Genomic DNA, 16662 nt, shown 5'->3' on the forward strand with positions numbered 1-16662 from the left:
CATGAAAGCGGGGATGATAAAACAAGCCATGCAACAAACTATTGCTTTTGTAGGTATAACAGATAAATAAAGATTATAAATAATGACAAAAGTTTACTTTATAGCTGGTGAGACGTCAGGAGATTTTATTGGTGGACGCATAATTCAAAACTTAAAAAGTAATAAAGGAGTAGAGTTTACCGGCATCGGCGGTAAATGTATGGAGGAAGCTGGTAACTTTAAAAGCTTATTTCCTATTACTTGTATAAATTTAATGGGTTTTGTAGAGATTTTGCCTCATATTTTTAATCTTAAAAAATTAATTGATAAAACTGTGCAGGATATCATAAATAGTCAAGCTGATTTATTAATCACCATAGATTCACCGGGGTTTACTTATCGTGTGGCAAAGCAACTAAGAAAACTTTTACCAAAGCTGAAAATGATTCATATCGTTGCACCATCAGTTTGGGCATACAAAGATGGTAGAGCAGTAAAATACGCTAAAATTTATGATTGTTTATTTGCTTTACTACCGTTTGAACCTCCATATTTTACTAAAGTCGGTCTTGACTGTAGATATATAGGTCATCCGATTATGGAGCAAGAGTTTTATAGTGATAAAATAGCTTTACGTGAAGAGTTTAAAATAGACAAGAATGAGAGAGTTTTATGTGTTACTCTTGGAAGCAGGCAAGGAGAGATTCGAAAGCATTTACCGGTTTTTATTTCTTCTATTGAAGAAATATTCAAGAGTTGTAATAATCTTAAAGTTATATTTACTCTTGCAAATCCTGCTCATGAGGCAATAATAAAACCGTTTCTAGAAGATGTTCAGTTTCATTATTTATTTTCAAGTGCGAGACTTAAAGCTTATGCTGTTGCGGATGCAGCTTTAGCAAAATCCGGCACCAATACTTTAGAGATAGTAGCTTCCGGTACTCCTATGGTTGTGGCTTATCAAGTTAATCTTATAAGCTTTTTTATTATAAGGCTATTGATAAAAATCAAATATGTTACGTTGATAAATATTATAGCAGGTAGCGAAATAATTCCGGAATTTATCCAATTTAATTGCCGAGCTAGTCTTATTAGCAATACTCTTCAAGAGTTATTATTTAATTCTAAAAAAGCTTATAAGCAGGTCATAGAAAGTCAAAAAATTTTACAGACATTAGGGCTTAAATCAAATCGATCACCTTCTTATATAGCTGCAGAAATTATTAAACAGGAGTTCTTAGAATCTAAAATAAAGTTGTTAAAAGAGAATAGTACTTGAACCGGTGGTCCACAACATTTTCTGAATTACAATAAACATTAATATTAATATAATAACAAAATATATTTCCATGTTTTTTCTTATAGTATTAATTTGTTTCATTAAAATTTCTAAATCATTGGAAATTTTTTTGTATTCCTCATTGTTATCAGAACGCATTGTTGTCAAGAAACCGGATAAGTTTCCTAATTTATTTTGTAAAGCTTTTAACCTTTCAGTATGTTCTTCGTGTTTTAGATCGCTATTGTGATCTTGTATCATAATATATAATGCCCATTATAAGATCAGTATTAACGCCGGTAGTAATATGAACTATGAATAAAGATTTAGATTTTTTGTTTGTAATAAAAATTCTAACTTTTCATTTTTACAGGCGTATACTATTGTTATAGTATATTTGTTTTACACTACTCATTTGTTGCTCATTAGTCATCTAATTTTAATTACCAAATATTAAAACCATTGATTTACTTAGTAAAAACTATATGATCTAAATCTAGCAAATATTTAACTTCAACCGAACTTTGAGTTAATTTTACTATATGTTGTTTCAGATGTCAAGAGAAACCATATTTCATGGTAACAATATTTCTAAGTCTTATAAAAATAATAGTTATTATGTTAATAAACTTATTAAAAACTAAACTTTTTTTAGTTATAGTATCTCTAACTATATTTATTACTATGCTAAATTTTAGTATATTTTATATTTTTGTGCCTGGTAATTTGACTCAAAATATCACGATAACTATTGAACCTAAATTATCCGTAAATCAAATAGTTACAAAACTTTATTCTAATGGAGTCATAAAATATCCAAGAATTTTTAAGGTAATTGCTAAAATTTATTCTATAAAAAGACCTCTTAAAAGCGGTGAATATGTATTTACACGTAATATATCGCCTTTGCAAACTTTAAGAATATTAGCAAGCGGTAAATCTATCATACACAAGATAATTGTCCCGGAAGGTACGGTAGTTAGTGAGGTTATAAAGAAAATTAATGAAGAAAGTCGATTACTTGGAGAAATAAAAGGGATAATACCTGAAGGTTTTTTAATGCCATCAACGTATTTTTTCTCTTATGGAGATCAAAAAGAGCAGATAATCGATCAAATGAGAAATTTAATGTCTGCTAATTTAGATAAGGTAATGCAAAATCTTTCGCCGAATTCTCCGTTAAAAACTAGACTTGATGTATTAACTCTAGCTTCGATAATTGAAAAAGAAGCCGGATCAAATGCAGAAAAGCCTATAATAGCTGCAGTATTCATTAATCGTTTAAAGAAAAATATGAAGTTACAAGCCGATCCGACTACTATATATGCTTTGACTGAAGGAAAATTTAAATTAGCAAGAGCTTTAACAAAAAAAGACTTATTGCAAGAACTACCATATAATACTTATTATATAAAAGGTTTACCGCCAGGTCCGATTTCGTGTCCGTCGCTAAAATCTTTAGAAGCAGTGGTAAAACCTGCTAAAACGGATGCATTATTTTTTGTAGTTGATGGTAAAGGCGGGCATAATTTTTCTAACAATCTTAATGATCATAATAGATTTGTTGAAACTTATAGAAAAAGTTTGATTAAAATGCCTGAGCCGGAAATTGATCTTGACAAATAGATATACTTGTTTATCACAACATGTATTAATTAGATAAATATATATTATGAATAATACAGAATTTAGTAAAATAGCTGACATAACAATTGCATATATAACAGACACGATAGAAGAGCAAGACAAAGAAGCAAGTATAGATGTAGATTTACAAGGTGATATATTAAATCTTGATACTGATAAGGGTATATATGTAATAAATAAACAAAGTGCAGCCAAAGAAATTTGGTTATCGTCGCCGGTGAGTGGTCCTTGTCACTTTTTTTATGAACAAGGAAAATGGAAAAATAGAGTAGGGCTTGAGTTGATGGCTATTTTGACTGAAGAACTTGATATTGATTTTAATAATGTATGAAAGATTTTGAAACTACCGATAGTGCTGCAAAAATTTATGATTTAATAATAAAAAATGCCCCTGATGTTGCATCTATATTTATTGATGTTGACGATACTATTATTGCTCGTAAATCAAAAACTTTTAAGAGGCCTCCTTATAGTAAAATGATTGATAGCATTAAGGAAAATAAAAGTAATTATGATAATGATGAAGAAATTGTTAGTAATTGGCGATTGCAGCGAAAGGCAATATTAATTTATGAAGGCAGGTACAAATAAGCTCAAGGCACAGTTGCCACTTTGTGCTCTTACACAAATGAATACGGGAGAACTCGGCAATATTCCTTCTATACAAGATTGGAGATATAAAGAATTAAAAGAGCTGGGTATCGAGTTTTCAAATAATGAAAAATTAGCAATTTATAATTCAGTATGAAAAGATGATGCTATTTTTTATAAGGGTATATTCATAACCGGTAATCATTCAAATAGCGGTACTTTATTGAAATTTTCTGAAGAGCTAAATGCTAGTTTTCTTGTATTTATTGATGACAGTGCGAAATATGTGGAAGATGTAAGAGATTATTGTAAAAAGAATAACATCGGTTTTTAGGCATTTTATTTGACGTGCTTAAAAACTTAATAGGCGAACCTGATCCAAAACTTACCAAATTTCAAGAATCATATTTAATAGAAAACGCTAAATTGCTTGAAGATGAAGAAGCTTATAAATTAATTGTCAGGAATAATTATTAGATAGAATATATGTATACATAGATATCGTCATTGCGAGCAGCTATTGTTGCGTGGAGCGGTAAAACCTACTGTGTCACCTAGTTCGCTTGACCACGGGGGCCCAAAAATAATAAAAATACTAATAATTTTAGTATTTTTAACTGGATCCTGTGGTCACGCCACGGGGGATGATGTGGGTGAAACTGCTCCATGCAACAATGCCACGCAGAAATGGCATCAAGAGTCGTACAACAATCTAAATAATCTCTAAAATCCATGAGTTTTGTAAATGTACTGTCTAAAAAATTTTTTGATAATATTCATAATTCTAATTCCAACTCTAGTATTTGCAAATACTTATCGGTAAATAAATTATAAAATAACACCTTTGTCTAATATGGCTGTTTCAGCTATTAAAGTTGAAACGGAAATAATAGGCGATATAAGCGGTGCAGTTATTTTAGATTTACCATAATATTCGTGAAGCTTGGCAAGCGATATCAGATTATGGGCTTAGTAGTAAAAGCACGAAATTTAAAGCTACGCCGATTGAATTATATAATGCAGTTTATTCAGCGGGTGATTTACGTGTTTACAAAATTGTCGAGCAAAAACAATACTGTATATCTTTCTCTGCATGGTTAGTATGATCTTAAAGATGAAGAAATAGCTTCTTATATAAATAAAATTATCAAAGGATAAAAAGCATTTTTCCATTTATTTGTACAATGCTACCAAAGCTGCGGCAGATATACTACCTTGGCAACAGAACATGCTATTAATGTGATAGTGAATGGTGCAAGTGCTGTATGTTCTATTCAAGATGTTATTTCTGATGTAAGCACTAATTATTCTTTTATAGCTACATTTGCTCAAGCAACTGTAGCAAGCCTTGCCACTTTTGCTTATTACAATCCGCCTGTTATTATAGGTGTTTGTGCCTTAGGAGCAATTGCAATTTCGCCGTACGATTCTATCAAACGTGCAGAAAATACAATAAAAGCAGGGAGAGCTGTAGGATATGTAGCTTGTGAAATTGTGGAATGTTTAATGGCAGGAGCATCAGGTATAGTTTTGCTTATTGCTGATAATATCTACGGCGATACTGCAGAACTTGCCGGTGTATTAATACTAATATGATAGAGTATTATAGTTACAATATTGTCATCATGCTTTTATGTCATTCCTGCGAGAGCAGGAACCCATAATAAATCGAGCTTTTAAAAAGTTTTAAAGTAGTTGATCTCAGCTTTCGTGTGGATGACATAGAACAGGTTTTTCAAGACACGCAATAATGCTTTTAGTTAGGAATGACATAGAGAGTTACGCACTAGTTAATCGTTTTACTATCTCTTCCCTACTAATCAAAGGTAAAACATCTGCAATTTCCGGTCCTGATTCTCTGCCGGTTAAAGCAAGGCGAAGAGGTAGAAATAGCTCCTTACCTTTTCTGCCTGTTATATTTGTTATTTCTTTAGTCCAAATGCTCCAGCTATCTTTAGTAATTGCACCTTGCGGTAATAATTCTGCTGCTTGTTTTAAATATTCCTGATCTAAATTTAGACTTTCTACATTCGGAGTGTGATGACAAATTTCCCACCAGTCTTTTACATCACGTAATTTTTGCAAGTTAGGTCTTATCGATAACCAAAAATTTTCATCAATATACTCGGCATCTATTTCTTTAAGGTGGTCTTTTACTTCGTCAAAATCTAAACTTATTAATAATTTATGGTTTAATCTTTCTAAATCTTTTGGTTGATAAATAGTCGGGCTTTTAGAAAAACTGCTTATCTCAAATTGATTTATTAGCTTCTCCATTGATTTATAAGGCAAGATTTGTGCCGATGAACCAAGTAAGCTAAAAAAGCTAGCTATTGCCATAGCTTCGATCCCGATTTCTTTTCTAAGAGTTGTGATCTCAAACCCTCCCACTCGTTTAGAAATTTTCTCATCTTTATTGATTATTAAACTTAAATGTCCAAAAGTCGTAGGAGTATTATTTAAAGCCTCAAACATTTGAATTTGAATAGCTGTATTGCTAACGTGATCTTCACCCCTAATAATATGAGTAATATCATAATCAATATCGTCAATAACCGAGCATAACATATATGTCATACTACCGTCCGCTCTTATCACTATTGGATCGCTTAAAGCCTTGCCGTCATATTGAATTTCGCCTTTGATCATATCATGCCAGCTAATCGGTTCATGATTTACCAGAAATCTATAATGCGGGTTTCTTCCTTGTTCTATATATTTTTCTGTTTGTTCTTCTGTTAGATTTAAGCTAGCACGGTCATACATCGGCGGTAGACCTTTAGATAACTGAAATTTACGCTTTAATTCTAGTTCGTCTGGAGTCTCATAGCATGCATATAATCTTTTTTTATCTAATAATAGATTTTTGATTTCATCATATCTACTTAAACGACTTAATTGATTAAATGTCTGATCCCAATGAAGATTTAAAAATTTTAAATCGTCTTTTATAGCGTCTTTATATTCCTGTTTACTACGCTCTAAATCCGTATCGTCAAATCTTAAAATAAACTGCCCGTTATGTTTCTTTGCATATAGCCAGTTAAGCAATGCTACCCTGATATTTCCGACATGTAACATACCGGTCGGTGACGGAGCAAATCGTGTTATAACTTTTGTCATAAATAAGTAATTTTATTAATTGTCATCCTATTAAAGAACTATGTCATGCTGTGGTCAAGCCGGCATTGTTGCATCGCTCGAAAATTGTCATTGCGAGCGGTCGAAGACCGTGCGGCAATCCAGAACAATAATAAAACAATTCTGATTTAAAGAATTTTTTACTGGATTGCTTCGTCGAAACTTGCAGTTGCTTCTCGTAATGCTGGAAAACCGAGCTATGCAACAACGCTTGTCAAGCCACTGTATTATAACGATTACCCCTGTGTCGTTTCTAACTTCGCATTATTATCTTCAATTAGCTTCATCGCATCATCTAAGCTTAAATTTAGAAAATCATATTTTTTAGGTATAGAGATAAACTTACTCATATATTTTATGTAAGGACCGAATTTACCGTATCCTATCATAATTTCCTCGCCGCTATCTTTATGAATACCGATTTTAAGCGGTAGGCTTAGAAGCTTTAATGCAATCTCAAGTGTGATGTCGTTTTGATTCAAGATAGCAGGTATGGGGCTACGTTTTGGCTTTACTTTTCCTTCTTGTTCGCCGTGTTGAATATAAGGTCCGTAAGGTCCTTTTTTCAGATATATTTCTATCCCGTCTTTATCAGTGCCTAAAATTTTATTTCCATTAGGAATAGCGGAAAGTTCGGCTTCATTTTCGTTATTATCGTTACCGCTAACAATAGATTTTCTAAAAGTACATTCAGGGTAATTACTACATGCTAAAAATGCCCCGAACTTACCGAGCTTTAAGCTAAGCTCACCTGTTTTACATGAAGGACAAACTTTAGATTCTTTATTTTCACCGAATAAATGATAATCAAGTGCTTTCTGTACATAGCTAATAATCTCGGTTATTTTTTGTTCGTTTACCGATTTAATATTATTGTTAAAACCACTCCAAAAATTATTTAATGCGGCTTTCCACTCAAGCTTGCCCGCTGCTATTTCATCTAACTCGTTTTCAAGACCTGCAGTAAAATCATATTCTACATATTTTCTGAAAAACCCAACCAAAAATACCGTTACTAGACGTCCAAGCTCTTCAGGTATAAAACGCTTTTTTTCGAGCGTTACATATTTGCGATCTTGTAAAACCGATAAAATACTGGCATATGTCGAAGGGCGACCGATCCCAAGCTCTTCAAGTTTTTTCACTAAACTTGCCTCCGAATATCTTGGAGGTGGTTCAGTAAAATGCTGATTCGGAATAATTTCTTTAGTTTTAAGCGATTCTTGTTCTTTTAAAGGCGGTAGCATTTTATTTTCTTCTTCATCTTCATCGTCTACACTTTCACGATAAATTTTATAAAATCCATCAAAGGTGATAGTCGATCCGGTTGCTTTTGCTAAATATTCTTTATTTTCCGAAGCTAAACTTGCAACCACCAAATCCATTATCACATTTTCCATTTGGCAGGCTACAGTTCTTTTCCAAATCAACTCATAAAGCTTATAATAATCCTTTTCTAGCAGTTCTTTTAAGTTATCGGGAGTATAAGTGATATTTGTCGGTCTTATCGCCTCATGAGCTTCTTGAGCGTTTTTTACTTTGGATTTGTAAATTCTAGGGCTACTAGGTAAATATTTATTGCCATAGCTTGTATCAATTAACTTACGTATATCTGCTATTGCGTCATTTGATAATGTAACGCCGTCGGTTCTCATATAGGTAATAAGTCCTATAGTTTCCTTACCTATGTCAACGCCCTCATAAAGTTTTTGTGCTATTTGCATAGTCTTTTTAGCACTAAAACCTAATTTTCTTGCTGCTTCTTGTTGTAGTGATGAAGTAATAAAAGGAGGTTGCGGTGCACGTTTTTGTTGTTTCTTTTCTATCTTATCAACGTGAAATTTTTGAGATTTTAATTTTTCAGTTAAATCTTTGGCGTCTTTTGCGTTAATAATTGAAAATTTTTCTAATTTCTGATCGTTTACATGAGTCAATTGAGCAGTAAATAGTTCATTATTACTACTTTGTATTTTGATGCTAATATCCCAATATTCTTCTGACTTAAAACGCTCTATTTTATCTTCTCGCTCACATATTAATCGCAGAGCCACGGATTGTACACGTCCCGCCGATTTACATCCCGGTAACTTACGCCATAAAAGAGGCGAAAGGGTAAAGCCAACTAAATAGTCTAAAGCTCTTCTTGCTTGTTGGGCATTTACTAAATTAGTGTCAAGTTTCCTAGGGTTCTCAACGGCATGAATAATTGCTTTTTTAGTAATCTCATTAAAGGCTACTCTTTTGAAAAAATCATCGGATTTAACTTTATTCTTTTCTTTTATTACCTCTGCAACATGCCATGAGATAGATTCACCTTCACGATCAGGATCGGTTGCAAGATATACTGAATCAGCTTTTTTAGCATCTTTAACTATGGCATCTACATATTTACTGGCTTTATCGGAAATATCGTATTTCATTGCAAAATTTTCATCAGGCAATACCGAGCCTTTTTTTGAAGGTAAATCTCTGATGTGACCGAATGATGCAATGACCTTAAACTCATCACCTAAATATTTATTTATCGTTTTTGCCTTTGCTGGCGATTCTACTATTACTAATTTCATCTATTTATTATAAACTAATGATATTTTATTGCCGGTGTGAAGTATTGTTTTGCCGGCGAGTTCTAATTCTAATATTACGTATATATAATAGGAAGCGGTAATTCCGTTTCTTTTTGTAAATATTTAAAATCTATCGGTGCTGCTGATAGTAATTCCAATATAGCAGTAAGCTCCTTTAACATATCTCGTATTTACTGTTCCTAGCTCAACAAAATCCTTAAATAATCCATAATCTTTTTTCATAAATTTTTCATATTGCGGTAAATTAGCTACAATATCATCCACTGATTCCACTAAATATGCTCCCTCTCTAATCAACTTATTTGTACCTCGATACCTTGGATCTAAAGGAAAACCTGGAACTGCAAATATTTCCCTATTTTGTTCAAGTACAAATTTTGGAGTTATTAATGCACCGGATTTTAAGCTTGCTTCTACTATCCATAATGCTAGTCCCGATATTATCCTATTATGCTGTAGAAAATGTTTTCCAAGCGTGGTAGAGCCAACAGGTAACTCAGCTAATATTAACCCTTCTTCTGCTAAATTTTCAAATAGTTTTTTATTTTTCGGTGGATATATATGATCAATATCACCTGCAATAACTCCGATAGTTTGAGAAATTGCAGCTTGATGTATACTGATATTTATCCCTCTTGCGAGTCATGAAGCAGTTATATAACCGTCTTTTACCAAGTCATTTACAATTTTATGAGCGAAGCTTCTTCTGTTTGCAGAAGAATTTCTTGCACCTCCAATTGCAACGCATTTATTATTATTTAATAACTCTGTAGATCATAAATTTCAAGTAATGATTTTGAATATTCTGGCGCATTATAGGTGATGATTTTTGTATCATTTTTTTTAAGCAGGTCCATTTCTTTTGCAGCATCGCTTTTATTGAAAATTTTAATTTGTTTTGACTGTCCGCCTTGTAATGAAAAATCCGGAGCATTATCTATAGCAGTTCCTGCATCACCGAATAATTGAATTAAACTACAGAAAGTTTTAGGACCGATATTGTCACTCCTAATAAGACGTAAAATATTAATTGTTTCAATATCATAAGATATTTTAGGAGCAGAAAATAATTTTTTTAGCATTAGGTAAGTTTAATTAGTATTGTGCTGTGCAATCGAATCGTCATTGCAAGCGAATGTTAGTTCGTGTGGCAATTCAGAAAAATAATTATAACAAATTCTGTAAATCAGAATTTTTTACTGGATTGCTTCGTCGAATTACTGCATAATACTTCTTGTAATGACGAAAAAACCGATACACGCTGAATGACATCATCTACAGCTTCTCAGCATGTGAGCTTAAATAATGTGCTATACCTTCATGTGACGGGGTAATTGCTTCCTCACCTTTATGCCAGCCGGCAGGACAAACTTCACCGTGTTTTTGATGATGAGTTAAAGCATCGATTACTTTTAATGTATAATTAATATCACGACCGATAGGTAAGTCGTTAACTAGCATGTGACGCACTATGAAATCCTTATCAATTAAAAAAGTTCCACGCAAAGCAAAACAGTCTTCATTAAGTACGTTATATTTTGAAGAAATATCCTTTTTTATATCGGAAACCATTGGAAATTGTACTTGTCCAAGTCCGCCTTTATTATGCGGAGTATTTTTCCAAGCTAAATGGCTAAAATGGGAATCAACGCTAACCGCTACTACTTTAGTACGTCTTTCGGTAAATTCGCCAAGCTTATTGTGAAATGCTATAATTTCCGATGGACAAACAAAAGTAAAATCTAGGGGATAAAAAAATAACACTATATTATCCCCTGCAGCATAATCGCTAAGTTTAAACTTTTCGTCTATATTATTATTAGGCATAATAGCTTTAGCTGTAAAATCCGGAGCAGTTTTGCCGACAAATACTGACATATTCATAACCTTTTATTAATTAATAATCTGATATGATATATAAAACTCATTATTATTACAATAATAAATCTTTATAAATTGTTACTTATCTATTTTCTTTTCTGAAGAAGCTTTTAATTGGTTAAATATAGTTAACGCTCCTGTTATAAAACTACCCGGTTCTGAAAGATTTGCGGGTAAAATGACGGTGTTGGTATCCTTAGCCAAATTACCGAATGCACTAATATATTGCTCGGCTATTTTAAGAGCTACTGCATCGCTTCCTCCTGCTTTTTGTACGACAGCTGCGACAATCTCAATACTATTGGCCGTAGCGGTAGCGACTAAGCCTATTGCTTCAGCTTCACCTTTGGCTCTGTTAACTTGATCTGTATAAGAAGCTTCTGAATTCAGTACGATTTGTGCTTTTTCACCTTCTGCGTGGTTAATTTTTGCTTGTCTATTACCTTCCGATTCTAGAATTTGAGCTCTTTTTTGACGCTCTGCCGCTACCTGCAATTCCATAGCTTTAAGGATAGTTTGCGGAGGTTGAATATCTTTAATTTCATAACGCATACATTGTATGCCCCAATTTATAGCAGCCTGATTAATAGCTGTTACAATTGCTACGTTTAAAGTTTCGCGCTCTTCAAAAGTTCTATCTAAAGGGAGTTTACCGATTTCCGAACGCATAGTAGTTTGAGCAAGCTGTGTTATGGCATAGTAAGGATTATTAACACCGTAAGATGCTGCTATCGGATCAATTATTTTAACATATAAAACACCGTCTATAGATAATGTTACATTATCGTTTGAAATAGCTGTTTGAGCGGTAACGTCTATTGCTTCTTCTTTTAAAGTATGTTTGTATGCTACTCTCTGAATGACAGGGATGAGTAAATTTAAACCAGGCTGCAGTACTTTATCAAATTTGCCAAGTTTTTCTACTACCCATGCTTGCTGTTGAGGTACAACTTTAACCATTTGTATTATCACTAAAATCGCTATAATACTGAAAATTAATAATGCATATTCCATAACTCAATACCTTTTTATTAAACTTCTTACAAAATTCTACTTCTAGGGGTAATTTGTACGTCAACCCTACACTCGCATCCTCACGTACCAGTGTGTACGCCGTGGTGGCAAGTGCTTCCGTGTCTCCTTCAAATGCCGCTCTATAAGCTAATTTTGTAAGAAGTCCATCCTACTATATATTATTTTTGATTATAAGAAAAGAATTTAAATAACACGATACTTGGCATTGCTTAAAACCAGTGGTTTTATGATATAGTTTGGTCTGTCGCATTCCAACTGAGTATTGTTGCATTGATGCCCGCATCGTCATTGCGAGAAGCGAAGCGACGTGGCAATCCAGAAAAATAATTTAAAAAATTCTGATTTACAGAATTTTTTTTTCTTCCTTGCTTCGTCGAAATTTACAGTTTCTTCTCGCAATGACTAAAAAATCGATCCATGCAACAATGACATCAAAATTTTGACCAATTGTTTTAGTTATACTTAATTATATATTTTTTATCTATGAAATAAGTTTTGATTACTTTGAGTAACGGAAGAATATTTGAACATTCTTCAAGTTGTTCATTTATATTTTTATCTCATTTAAAGCACTATTCACATCTTTCTGTAATAAAGAAGTTTCAGCAGCTTTATTCTATTTTAGTGTTTTAAGTAAAATACTTTGTAAAAATCTATAATAATAGTCGTCTAGTTTAGGTATATCAGACATAATAATAAACCATATAATTCTTGAGTTCTCAATTTATATATAAATTTTTTAATAATGCAATAATTTTTAACTAGATTTACATATACTTAAGTTTTTATCTATTATGTCAGAATCTATATTTAAACAGTCAAGGATTGAATGAAATACATAATCATGGCTAATCTCGGTATTAGCATAATTTTTAATTGAAGATACTGATTTAGGATATTTAGTTTGAAAATCATCTGATACCCAAACTATAAGAGGTACGGTTATTTGTTCTGCAAGTAGTGGACCGCCGTGACCGTAATAACCATTTTCTCCGAGGGACTCGCCGTGATCGGATACATATAATAAAAATGCATTTTTATCTTTAAGCAAATCTATTAAATTAGATAAAAAAAAATCGGTATATAAAATAGAATTATCATAACTGTTCACTAACTCAAGCTTATCGCAATCGCTTGCATCTCCCTTAACCTTAATAGGACATGTAGGGGTAAAATACTCAAACTCTTTTGGATATCTTGCATTATAGTTCCAATGGCTGCCGGAAGTGTGAACTACTAAAAATTGCTTCTCTGAGTTTGTTATTATTTCTTTTATGAAAGGTAATATTTTTTCATCATGATCATTTAAAGAAAAGAGGGCAGAGCCGCCCGGTACTATAGTAAAATTAATGTCATTATATATATTACTGAGGTCAAAATTTGCAAAACTCCTCATTAAAGTTTGGGTACCAATCCAAGTAGTATGAAAGCCAAGATTTGTTAAAATTGATAAAAAGCTGTTTTCTTGTCTAGTCTTTTCAATTTGACTTGCAGGATAGCGTGAAAGTAACGACGGTACGGAAAGATAAGTAAGGTTAGAAGAGGATTTAGCTTTGAAGGAAGTTAGATTTGGGGTGGTTTTTAAGTAAGGGGTTGTATCTCGTTCATAACCGTTAATACCGAAATGGTCAAATCTTGCCGATTCGCCTATAACTAAAACTCCTATAATATCAGCGTCGGAGTTATCTATAAAATTATATTGTTTGCTAATATCTATATATGCATAATTTTTATCACCGAAAGTTCCAGCAAAATTAAGGTAGCTATTATGTAAATACTGAATGGGAAAATAATTTTTTAGTATCTTAAATGAAGGAGTAATAATATTATATACAAAAATAAGTAAGCAAGCGGCAGATAATAATTTTGTTACGCATGATTTAGAATTTTCGGCTGCAAATGATTTGAGAATATAAAAACAGGTAAAAAGGCAAAAAATTATCCATATTACTAACTTAATGCTGGTTAATTCATAGACTTCGTTTAAATCTGTTGAGAAAAAACTACCTATTACTTGTTTAGTAGGATTGATTTTGAAGAAATAAATGTAATAACTAGCAATAGCGGATGTCATAAATAAAAACCCTACGCCGGCTTTTAGTACTAATCTATGTACGCTAAGACCGAAAAATGTTATAAAAGAAAATATATAAATATAACAACAATCTTTTGATAATTCTAATATCCCTTTAAAGATTATTGCTTTATAATAATCAAATTTATAAATCAATATTGCGGTATTAAATAACAAACAATAAACAAACGCTAAAACCGCTGATAATTTAATTAATTTGATATCTATATGTTTTTGAATAGTTTTGAGCATAAATTAAGTAATATGAAATAAATAGTAGTGATACGAAGTTCAACGAGTATAATATAAGTAGACTTAATAACTACCATGATAATAAAAAACCTTCAAGCATTTTCTCGGCTTTTAATTCTGAACTCTCCGCTCATAGCTATTGATTACGGAAGCAAAAAATTAGGAATCGCATTATCTAATCAAGAACGTAGTATTGCTATGCCGTTAAATACTATAACTGAGATAAATAAAAAAATTGTTATTACTTCTTTGCTTAGTATAGTTGAAAAATATAAAGTTTGCGGTGTTGTAATAGGTATGCCGATTGATATGAGTGGAGCAGTAACGGAGCAAACAAATATGGTGATGAAATTTGCCGAAGAATTCACAAAATCTATAAACTTGCCTATATATTTACAGGATGAAAGACTAACTACAAAAGCTGCAAATAATTTCCTTAAATCATTTGGGATGAAAAGAAAAGACCGTGATAATAACGATGATGCAGTAGCTGCTAGTATGATTCTTGAAACTGTGCTTGACTCTATGAAAAATATTTAATTAGGCAAGAATTGATGAGTTGTTGCGTGTATCGAAAAACCTACTCAATGCCATCCCCGCAAAAGTGGTGATCCAGAACAATAACTTCAATATCGATATAGAAGTTGTATATTCGACAAAATAAGCCTATAAAAACTTGTTTTTATAGGCTTTACTGGATTCCCGCCTGCGATGGAATGACATAAAACAGTCAATGCAACAAAACCAAGAATTTATGACAAACAAATTACCTCCTATTTCACCGGAACAAATTTTACTAGAAGAATTTATGGAGCCTATGGGTATTAGTCAAAGCAAGCTTGCTAGTGATATTGATGTACCTGTTACTAGAATCAATAATATGATTAAACATCATCGTTCAATTCTCGCTGATACGGCACTGCGTTTAAGTAAAAATTAAGTATAATGATCCAGAATTAATAATATCGACTTTTTATTCGAATATAGCAAAAGCAGGAAACATACTAGAACAGTATCAAGATATTGGTTTACATAAAGAATGAAAGCTTATGAGAAAAGAAGAAGAGCTAAATTAATTAATTTGCTGATAATCTATATTTCTAGCTTTGCCAAAACCTTATTGTAAAGATATATTATTTATGATAAAACCGATTCGGTAAAAATAAATAAAATATACTATGAAAATATTAATTCTAGGTGTTACCGGTATGCTAGGTAATAGCATATTCAGATTTTTAAGCCGTGAAAAAAAATTTGATGTTTATGCGACAGCCCGAAATAATTCAGCTCGTTTTTACTTTTCTAAGGATTTATCCAATCAATTAATTACAAATGTAGATGTTGAGAACCACGATTCGTTAGTTGAGGTATTTTATAAAGTAAAACCCGATATAGTAATAAATTGTATAGGGATTGTAAAACAACTAGCTGATGCAAACGACCCGTTAAAAGCATTGCCAATAAATAGTTTGTTACCGCATAGGCTAGCTAATTTATGTAAATTAGCTAATTCAAGGTTAATCCATATTAGTACTGATTGTGTATTTTCAGGAAAAAAAGGTAATTATAAGGAAAGTGATTTTCCTGACTGTGATGATCTTTACGGTCGTTCTAAATTCCTTGGCGAAGTAGATTATCCGCATGCTATTACGCTGCGTACTTCCATTATAGGTCATGAGCTAGCAGGTAATAGAAGCTTAATCGATTGGTTTTTAAGTGCAGAAGGGCAAATCAAAGGTTTTGAAAAAGCTATTTATTCAGGATTTCCAACAGTAGAACTTGCAAGAATAATAATGGATTTTGTATTACCGAATAAAGAACTGCATGGGCTTTATCATGTTGCATCAAAACCAATTAATAAGTTAGAATTGTTAAGATTAGTAGCGGAAATATATAATAAAGCAATAGATATTATTCCGTCAGATGAGCTTGTAATAGATCGCTCAATGGATGGCACACGTTTTAATGAAGTTACGGGTTATAACCCGCCGCAGTGGTCTGAGCTTGTGAAGCGTATGTATGAGTTTGGGTAAATAGTCATTGCGAGAAGAATTACGTAGTAATTCGACGAAGTAATCCAGTTAAAAATTCTGATTTACAGAGTTTTTAACTGGATTGCCGCTTCAATGCTACGCACCTCCTAGCAATGACTGAGAAATCAAACTGTAATGATGGGGTAAATAATAACAAAATAG

18 protein-coding genes and 3 pseudogenes are annotated in these 16662 nt (G+C 32.3%); 10 read left to right on the plus strand and 11 right to left on the minus strand.

What is annotated here, in order from left to right:
* Nucleotides 1-82 precede the first annotated feature (82 nt).
* Entirely contained in the window at nucleotides 83-1258 is a 1176-nt protein-coding gene (gene lpxB, locus A1C_RS02165; protein WP_012149411.1) for a lipid-A-disaccharide synthase, read from the plus strand.
* Here the strand turns inward: lpxB and A1C_RS02170 are convergent.
* Nucleotides 1238-1519 carry a hypothetical protein gene (locus tag A1C_RS02170; RefSeq protein ID WP_012149412.1) on the minus strand — a complete coding sequence of 94 codons (282 nt, stop codon included), beginning with the start codon at nucleotides 1517-1519 and terminating at the stop codon, nucleotides 1238-1240. The genes lpxB and A1C_RS02170 overlap by 21 nt on opposite strands.
* 357 nt (nucleotides 1520-1876) lie before the next feature.
* Here A1C_RS02170 and mltG point away from each other — a divergent pair, with 357 nt between their 5' ends.
* From mltG to A1C_RS08050, 6 genes are all read left to right on the plus strand, one after another.
* Nucleotides 1877-2884, plus strand: coding sequence for an endolytic transglycosylase MltG (gene mltG / locus A1C_RS02175; RefSeq protein WP_041816758.1), 1008 nt, complete (start codon nucleotides 1877-1879; stop codon nucleotides 2882-2884).
* Between the two features lie 46 nt (nucleotides 2885-2930).
* Nucleotides 2931-3236 (plus strand): iron donor protein CyaY, encoded by a 306-nt coding sequence (gene cyaY, locus A1C_RS02180; protein WP_012149414.1) that lies wholly within the window; start codon nucleotides 2931-2933, stop codon nucleotides 3234-3236.
* The gene (locus A1C_RS08440) at nucleotides 3233-3496 is read left to right on the plus strand and encodes a hypothetical protein (protein WP_232279065.1); all 264 of its coding nucleotides are present in this window, start codon (nucleotides 3233-3235) and stop codon (nucleotides 3494-3496) included. The genes cyaY and A1C_RS08440 overlap by 4 nt, the downstream gene beginning before the upstream one ends.
* 223 nt (nucleotides 3497-3719) lie before the next feature.
* Nucleotides 3720-3830, plus strand: coding sequence for a DUF2608 domain-containing protein (locus tag A1C_RS08445; RefSeq protein WP_012149415.1), 111 nt, complete (start codon nucleotides 3720-3722; stop codon nucleotides 3828-3830).
* A gap of 14 nt (nucleotides 3831-3844) precedes the next feature.
* Nucleotides 3845-3973: a hypothetical protein gene (locus A1C_RS09075; protein WP_012149416.1), complete on the plus strand. Its 129-nt coding sequence runs from the start codon at nucleotides 3845-3847 to the stop codon at nucleotides 3971-3973.
* 738 nt (nucleotides 3974-4711) lie between these two features.
* A complete protein-coding gene (locus tag A1C_RS08050) occupies nucleotides 4712-5092 on the plus strand; it encodes a hypothetical protein (protein WP_012149419.1) in 381 nt (126 codons plus the stop codon).
* Between the two features lie 183 nt (nucleotides 5093-5275).
* On the opposite strand, the gene gltX is transcribed toward A1C_RS08050, so the two are convergent.
* The 10 genes and pseudogenes from gltX to A1C_RS02220 form a co-directional block, all read right to left on the minus strand.
* Complete coding sequence (gltX, locus tag A1C_RS02195; protein ID WP_012149420.1) at nucleotides 5276-6619, minus strand: glutamate--tRNA ligase; 1344 nt, start codon at nucleotides 6617-6619, stop codon at nucleotides 5276-5278.
* 254 nt (nucleotides 6620-6873) lie between these two features.
* Entirely contained in the window at nucleotides 6874-9204 is a 2331-nt protein-coding gene (topA, locus tag A1C_RS02200) for a type I DNA topoisomerase (RefSeq protein ID WP_012149421.1), read from the minus strand.
* Nucleotides 9205-9327: 123 nt separating this feature from the next.
* Complete coding sequence (locus tag A1C_RS08450) at nucleotides 9328-9498, minus strand: hypothetical protein (protein WP_232279066.1); 171 nt, start codon at nucleotides 9496-9498, stop codon at nucleotides 9328-9330.
* Between the two features lie 54 nt (nucleotides 9499-9552).
* Nucleotides 9553-9855 (minus strand): annotated as a pseudogene (locus tag A1C_RS08455) (DNA-processing protein DprA); the annotation flags it as partial.
* Nucleotides 9856-9983: 128 nt separating this feature from the next.
* Nucleotides 9984-10307, minus strand: coding sequence for a DNA processing protein DprA (locus A1C_RS06675; protein ID WP_012149423.1), 324 nt, complete (start codon nucleotides 10305-10307; stop codon nucleotides 9984-9986).
* A 193-nt stretch (nucleotides 10308-10500) separates the two neighbouring features.
* Nucleotides 10501-11103, minus strand: a complete 603-nt coding sequence (locus A1C_RS02210) for a peroxiredoxin (protein WP_012149424.1) — start codon at nucleotides 11101-11103, stop codon at nucleotides 10501-10503.
* Nucleotides 11104-11184: 81 nt separating this feature from the next.
* Nucleotides 11185-12120: an SPFH domain-containing protein gene (locus A1C_RS02215; RefSeq protein ID WP_012149425.1), complete on the minus strand. Its 936-nt coding sequence runs from the start codon at nucleotides 12118-12120 to the stop codon at nucleotides 11185-11187.
* 16 nt (nucleotides 12121-12136) lie between these two features.
* Nucleotides 12137-12280: pseudogene (locus A1C_RS08460) on the minus strand (palindromic element RPE1 domain-containing protein); the annotation flags it as partial.
* 313 nt (nucleotides 12281-12593) lie between these two features.
* A pseudogene (locus A1C_RS06685) lies at nucleotides 12594-12832 on the minus strand (hypothetical protein).
* Between the two features lie 66 nt (nucleotides 12833-12898).
* Nucleotides 12899-14467: a phosphoethanolamine transferase gene (locus tag A1C_RS02220; RefSeq protein ID WP_012149426.1), complete on the minus strand. Its 1569-nt coding sequence runs from the start codon at nucleotides 14465-14467 to the stop codon at nucleotides 12899-12901.
* Nucleotides 14468-14542: 75 nt separating this feature from the next.
* On the opposite strand from A1C_RS02220, the gene ruvX reads away from it, so the two are divergent.
* The 3 genes from ruvX to A1C_RS02235 all read left to right on the plus strand — a co-directional run bounded on the left by ruvX (nucleotide 14543) and on the right by A1C_RS02235 (nucleotide 16500).
* A complete protein-coding gene (ruvX, locus tag A1C_RS02225) occupies nucleotides 14543-15007 on the plus strand; it encodes a Holliday junction resolvase RuvX (protein ID WP_012149427.1) in 465 nt (154 codons plus the stop codon).
* A 277-nt stretch (nucleotides 15008-15284) separates the two neighbouring features.
* A complete protein-coding gene (locus A1C_RS09220) occupies nucleotides 15285-15407 on the plus strand; it encodes a helix-turn-helix transcriptional regulator (RefSeq protein WP_052290664.1) in 123 nt (40 codons plus the stop codon).
* 238 nt (nucleotides 15408-15645) lie between these two features.
* A complete protein-coding gene (locus tag A1C_RS02235) occupies nucleotides 15646-16500 on the plus strand; it encodes a dTDP-4-dehydrorhamnose reductase family protein (protein ID WP_012149429.1) in 855 nt (284 codons plus the stop codon).
* Nucleotides 16501-16662 lie beyond the last annotated feature (162 nt).

Origin of the sequence: Rickettsia akari str. Hartford, from assembly GCF_000018205.1 — a bacterium.
Lineage (GTDB): Bacteria > Pseudomonadota > Alphaproteobacteria > Rickettsiales > Rickettsiaceae > Rickettsia > Rickettsia akari.

Coding starts and splice junctions, on each gene's coding strand:
- lpxB (WP_012149411.1), top strand. CDS start 83: ATGACAAAAGTTTACTTTATAGCTGGTGAGACGTCAGGAGATTTTATT.
- A1C_RS02170 (WP_012149412.1), bottom strand. CDS start 1,519: ATGATACAAGATCACAATAGCGATCTAAAACACGAAGAACATACTGAA.
- mltG (WP_041816758.1), top strand. CDS start 1,877: ATGTTAATAAACTTATTAAAAACTAAACTTTTTTTAGTTATAGTATCT.
- cyaY (WP_012149414.1), top strand. CDS start 2,931: ATGAATAATACAGAATTTAGTAAAATAGCTGACATAACAATTGCATAT.
- A1C_RS08440 (WP_232279065.1), top strand. CDS start 3,233: ATGAAAGATTTTGAAACTACCGATAGTGCTGCAAAAATTTATGATTTA.
- gltX (WP_012149420.1), bottom strand. CDS start 6,619: ATGACAAAAGTTATAACACGATTTGCTCCGTCACCGACCGGTATGTTA.
- topA (WP_012149421.1), bottom strand. CDS start 9,204: ATGAAATTAGTAATAGTAGAATCGCCAGCAAAGGCAAAAACGATAAAT.
- A1C_RS06675 (WP_012149423.1), bottom strand. CDS start 10,307: ATGCTAAAAAAATTATTTTCTGCTCCTAAAATATCTTATGATATTGAA.
- A1C_RS02210 (WP_012149424.1), bottom strand. CDS start 11,103: ATGTCAGTATTTGTCGGCAAAACTGCTCCGGATTTTACAGCTAAAGCT.
- A1C_RS02215 (WP_012149425.1), bottom strand. CDS start 12,120: ATGGAATATGCATTATTAATTTTCAGTATTATAGCGATTTTAGTGATA.
- A1C_RS02220 (WP_012149426.1), bottom strand. CDS start 14,467: ATGCTCAAAACTATTCAAAAACATATAGATATCAAATTAATTAAATTA.
- ruvX (WP_012149427.1), top strand. CDS start 14,543: ATGATAATAAAAAACCTTCAAGCATTTTCTCGGCTTTTAATTCTGAAC.
- A1C_RS09220 (WP_052290664.1), top strand. CDS start 15,285: ATGGGTATTAGTCAAAGCAAGCTTGCTAGTGATATTGATGTACCTGTT.
- A1C_RS02235 (WP_012149429.1), top strand. CDS start 15,646: ATGAAAATATTAATTCTAGGTGTTACCGGTATGCTAGGTAATAGCATA.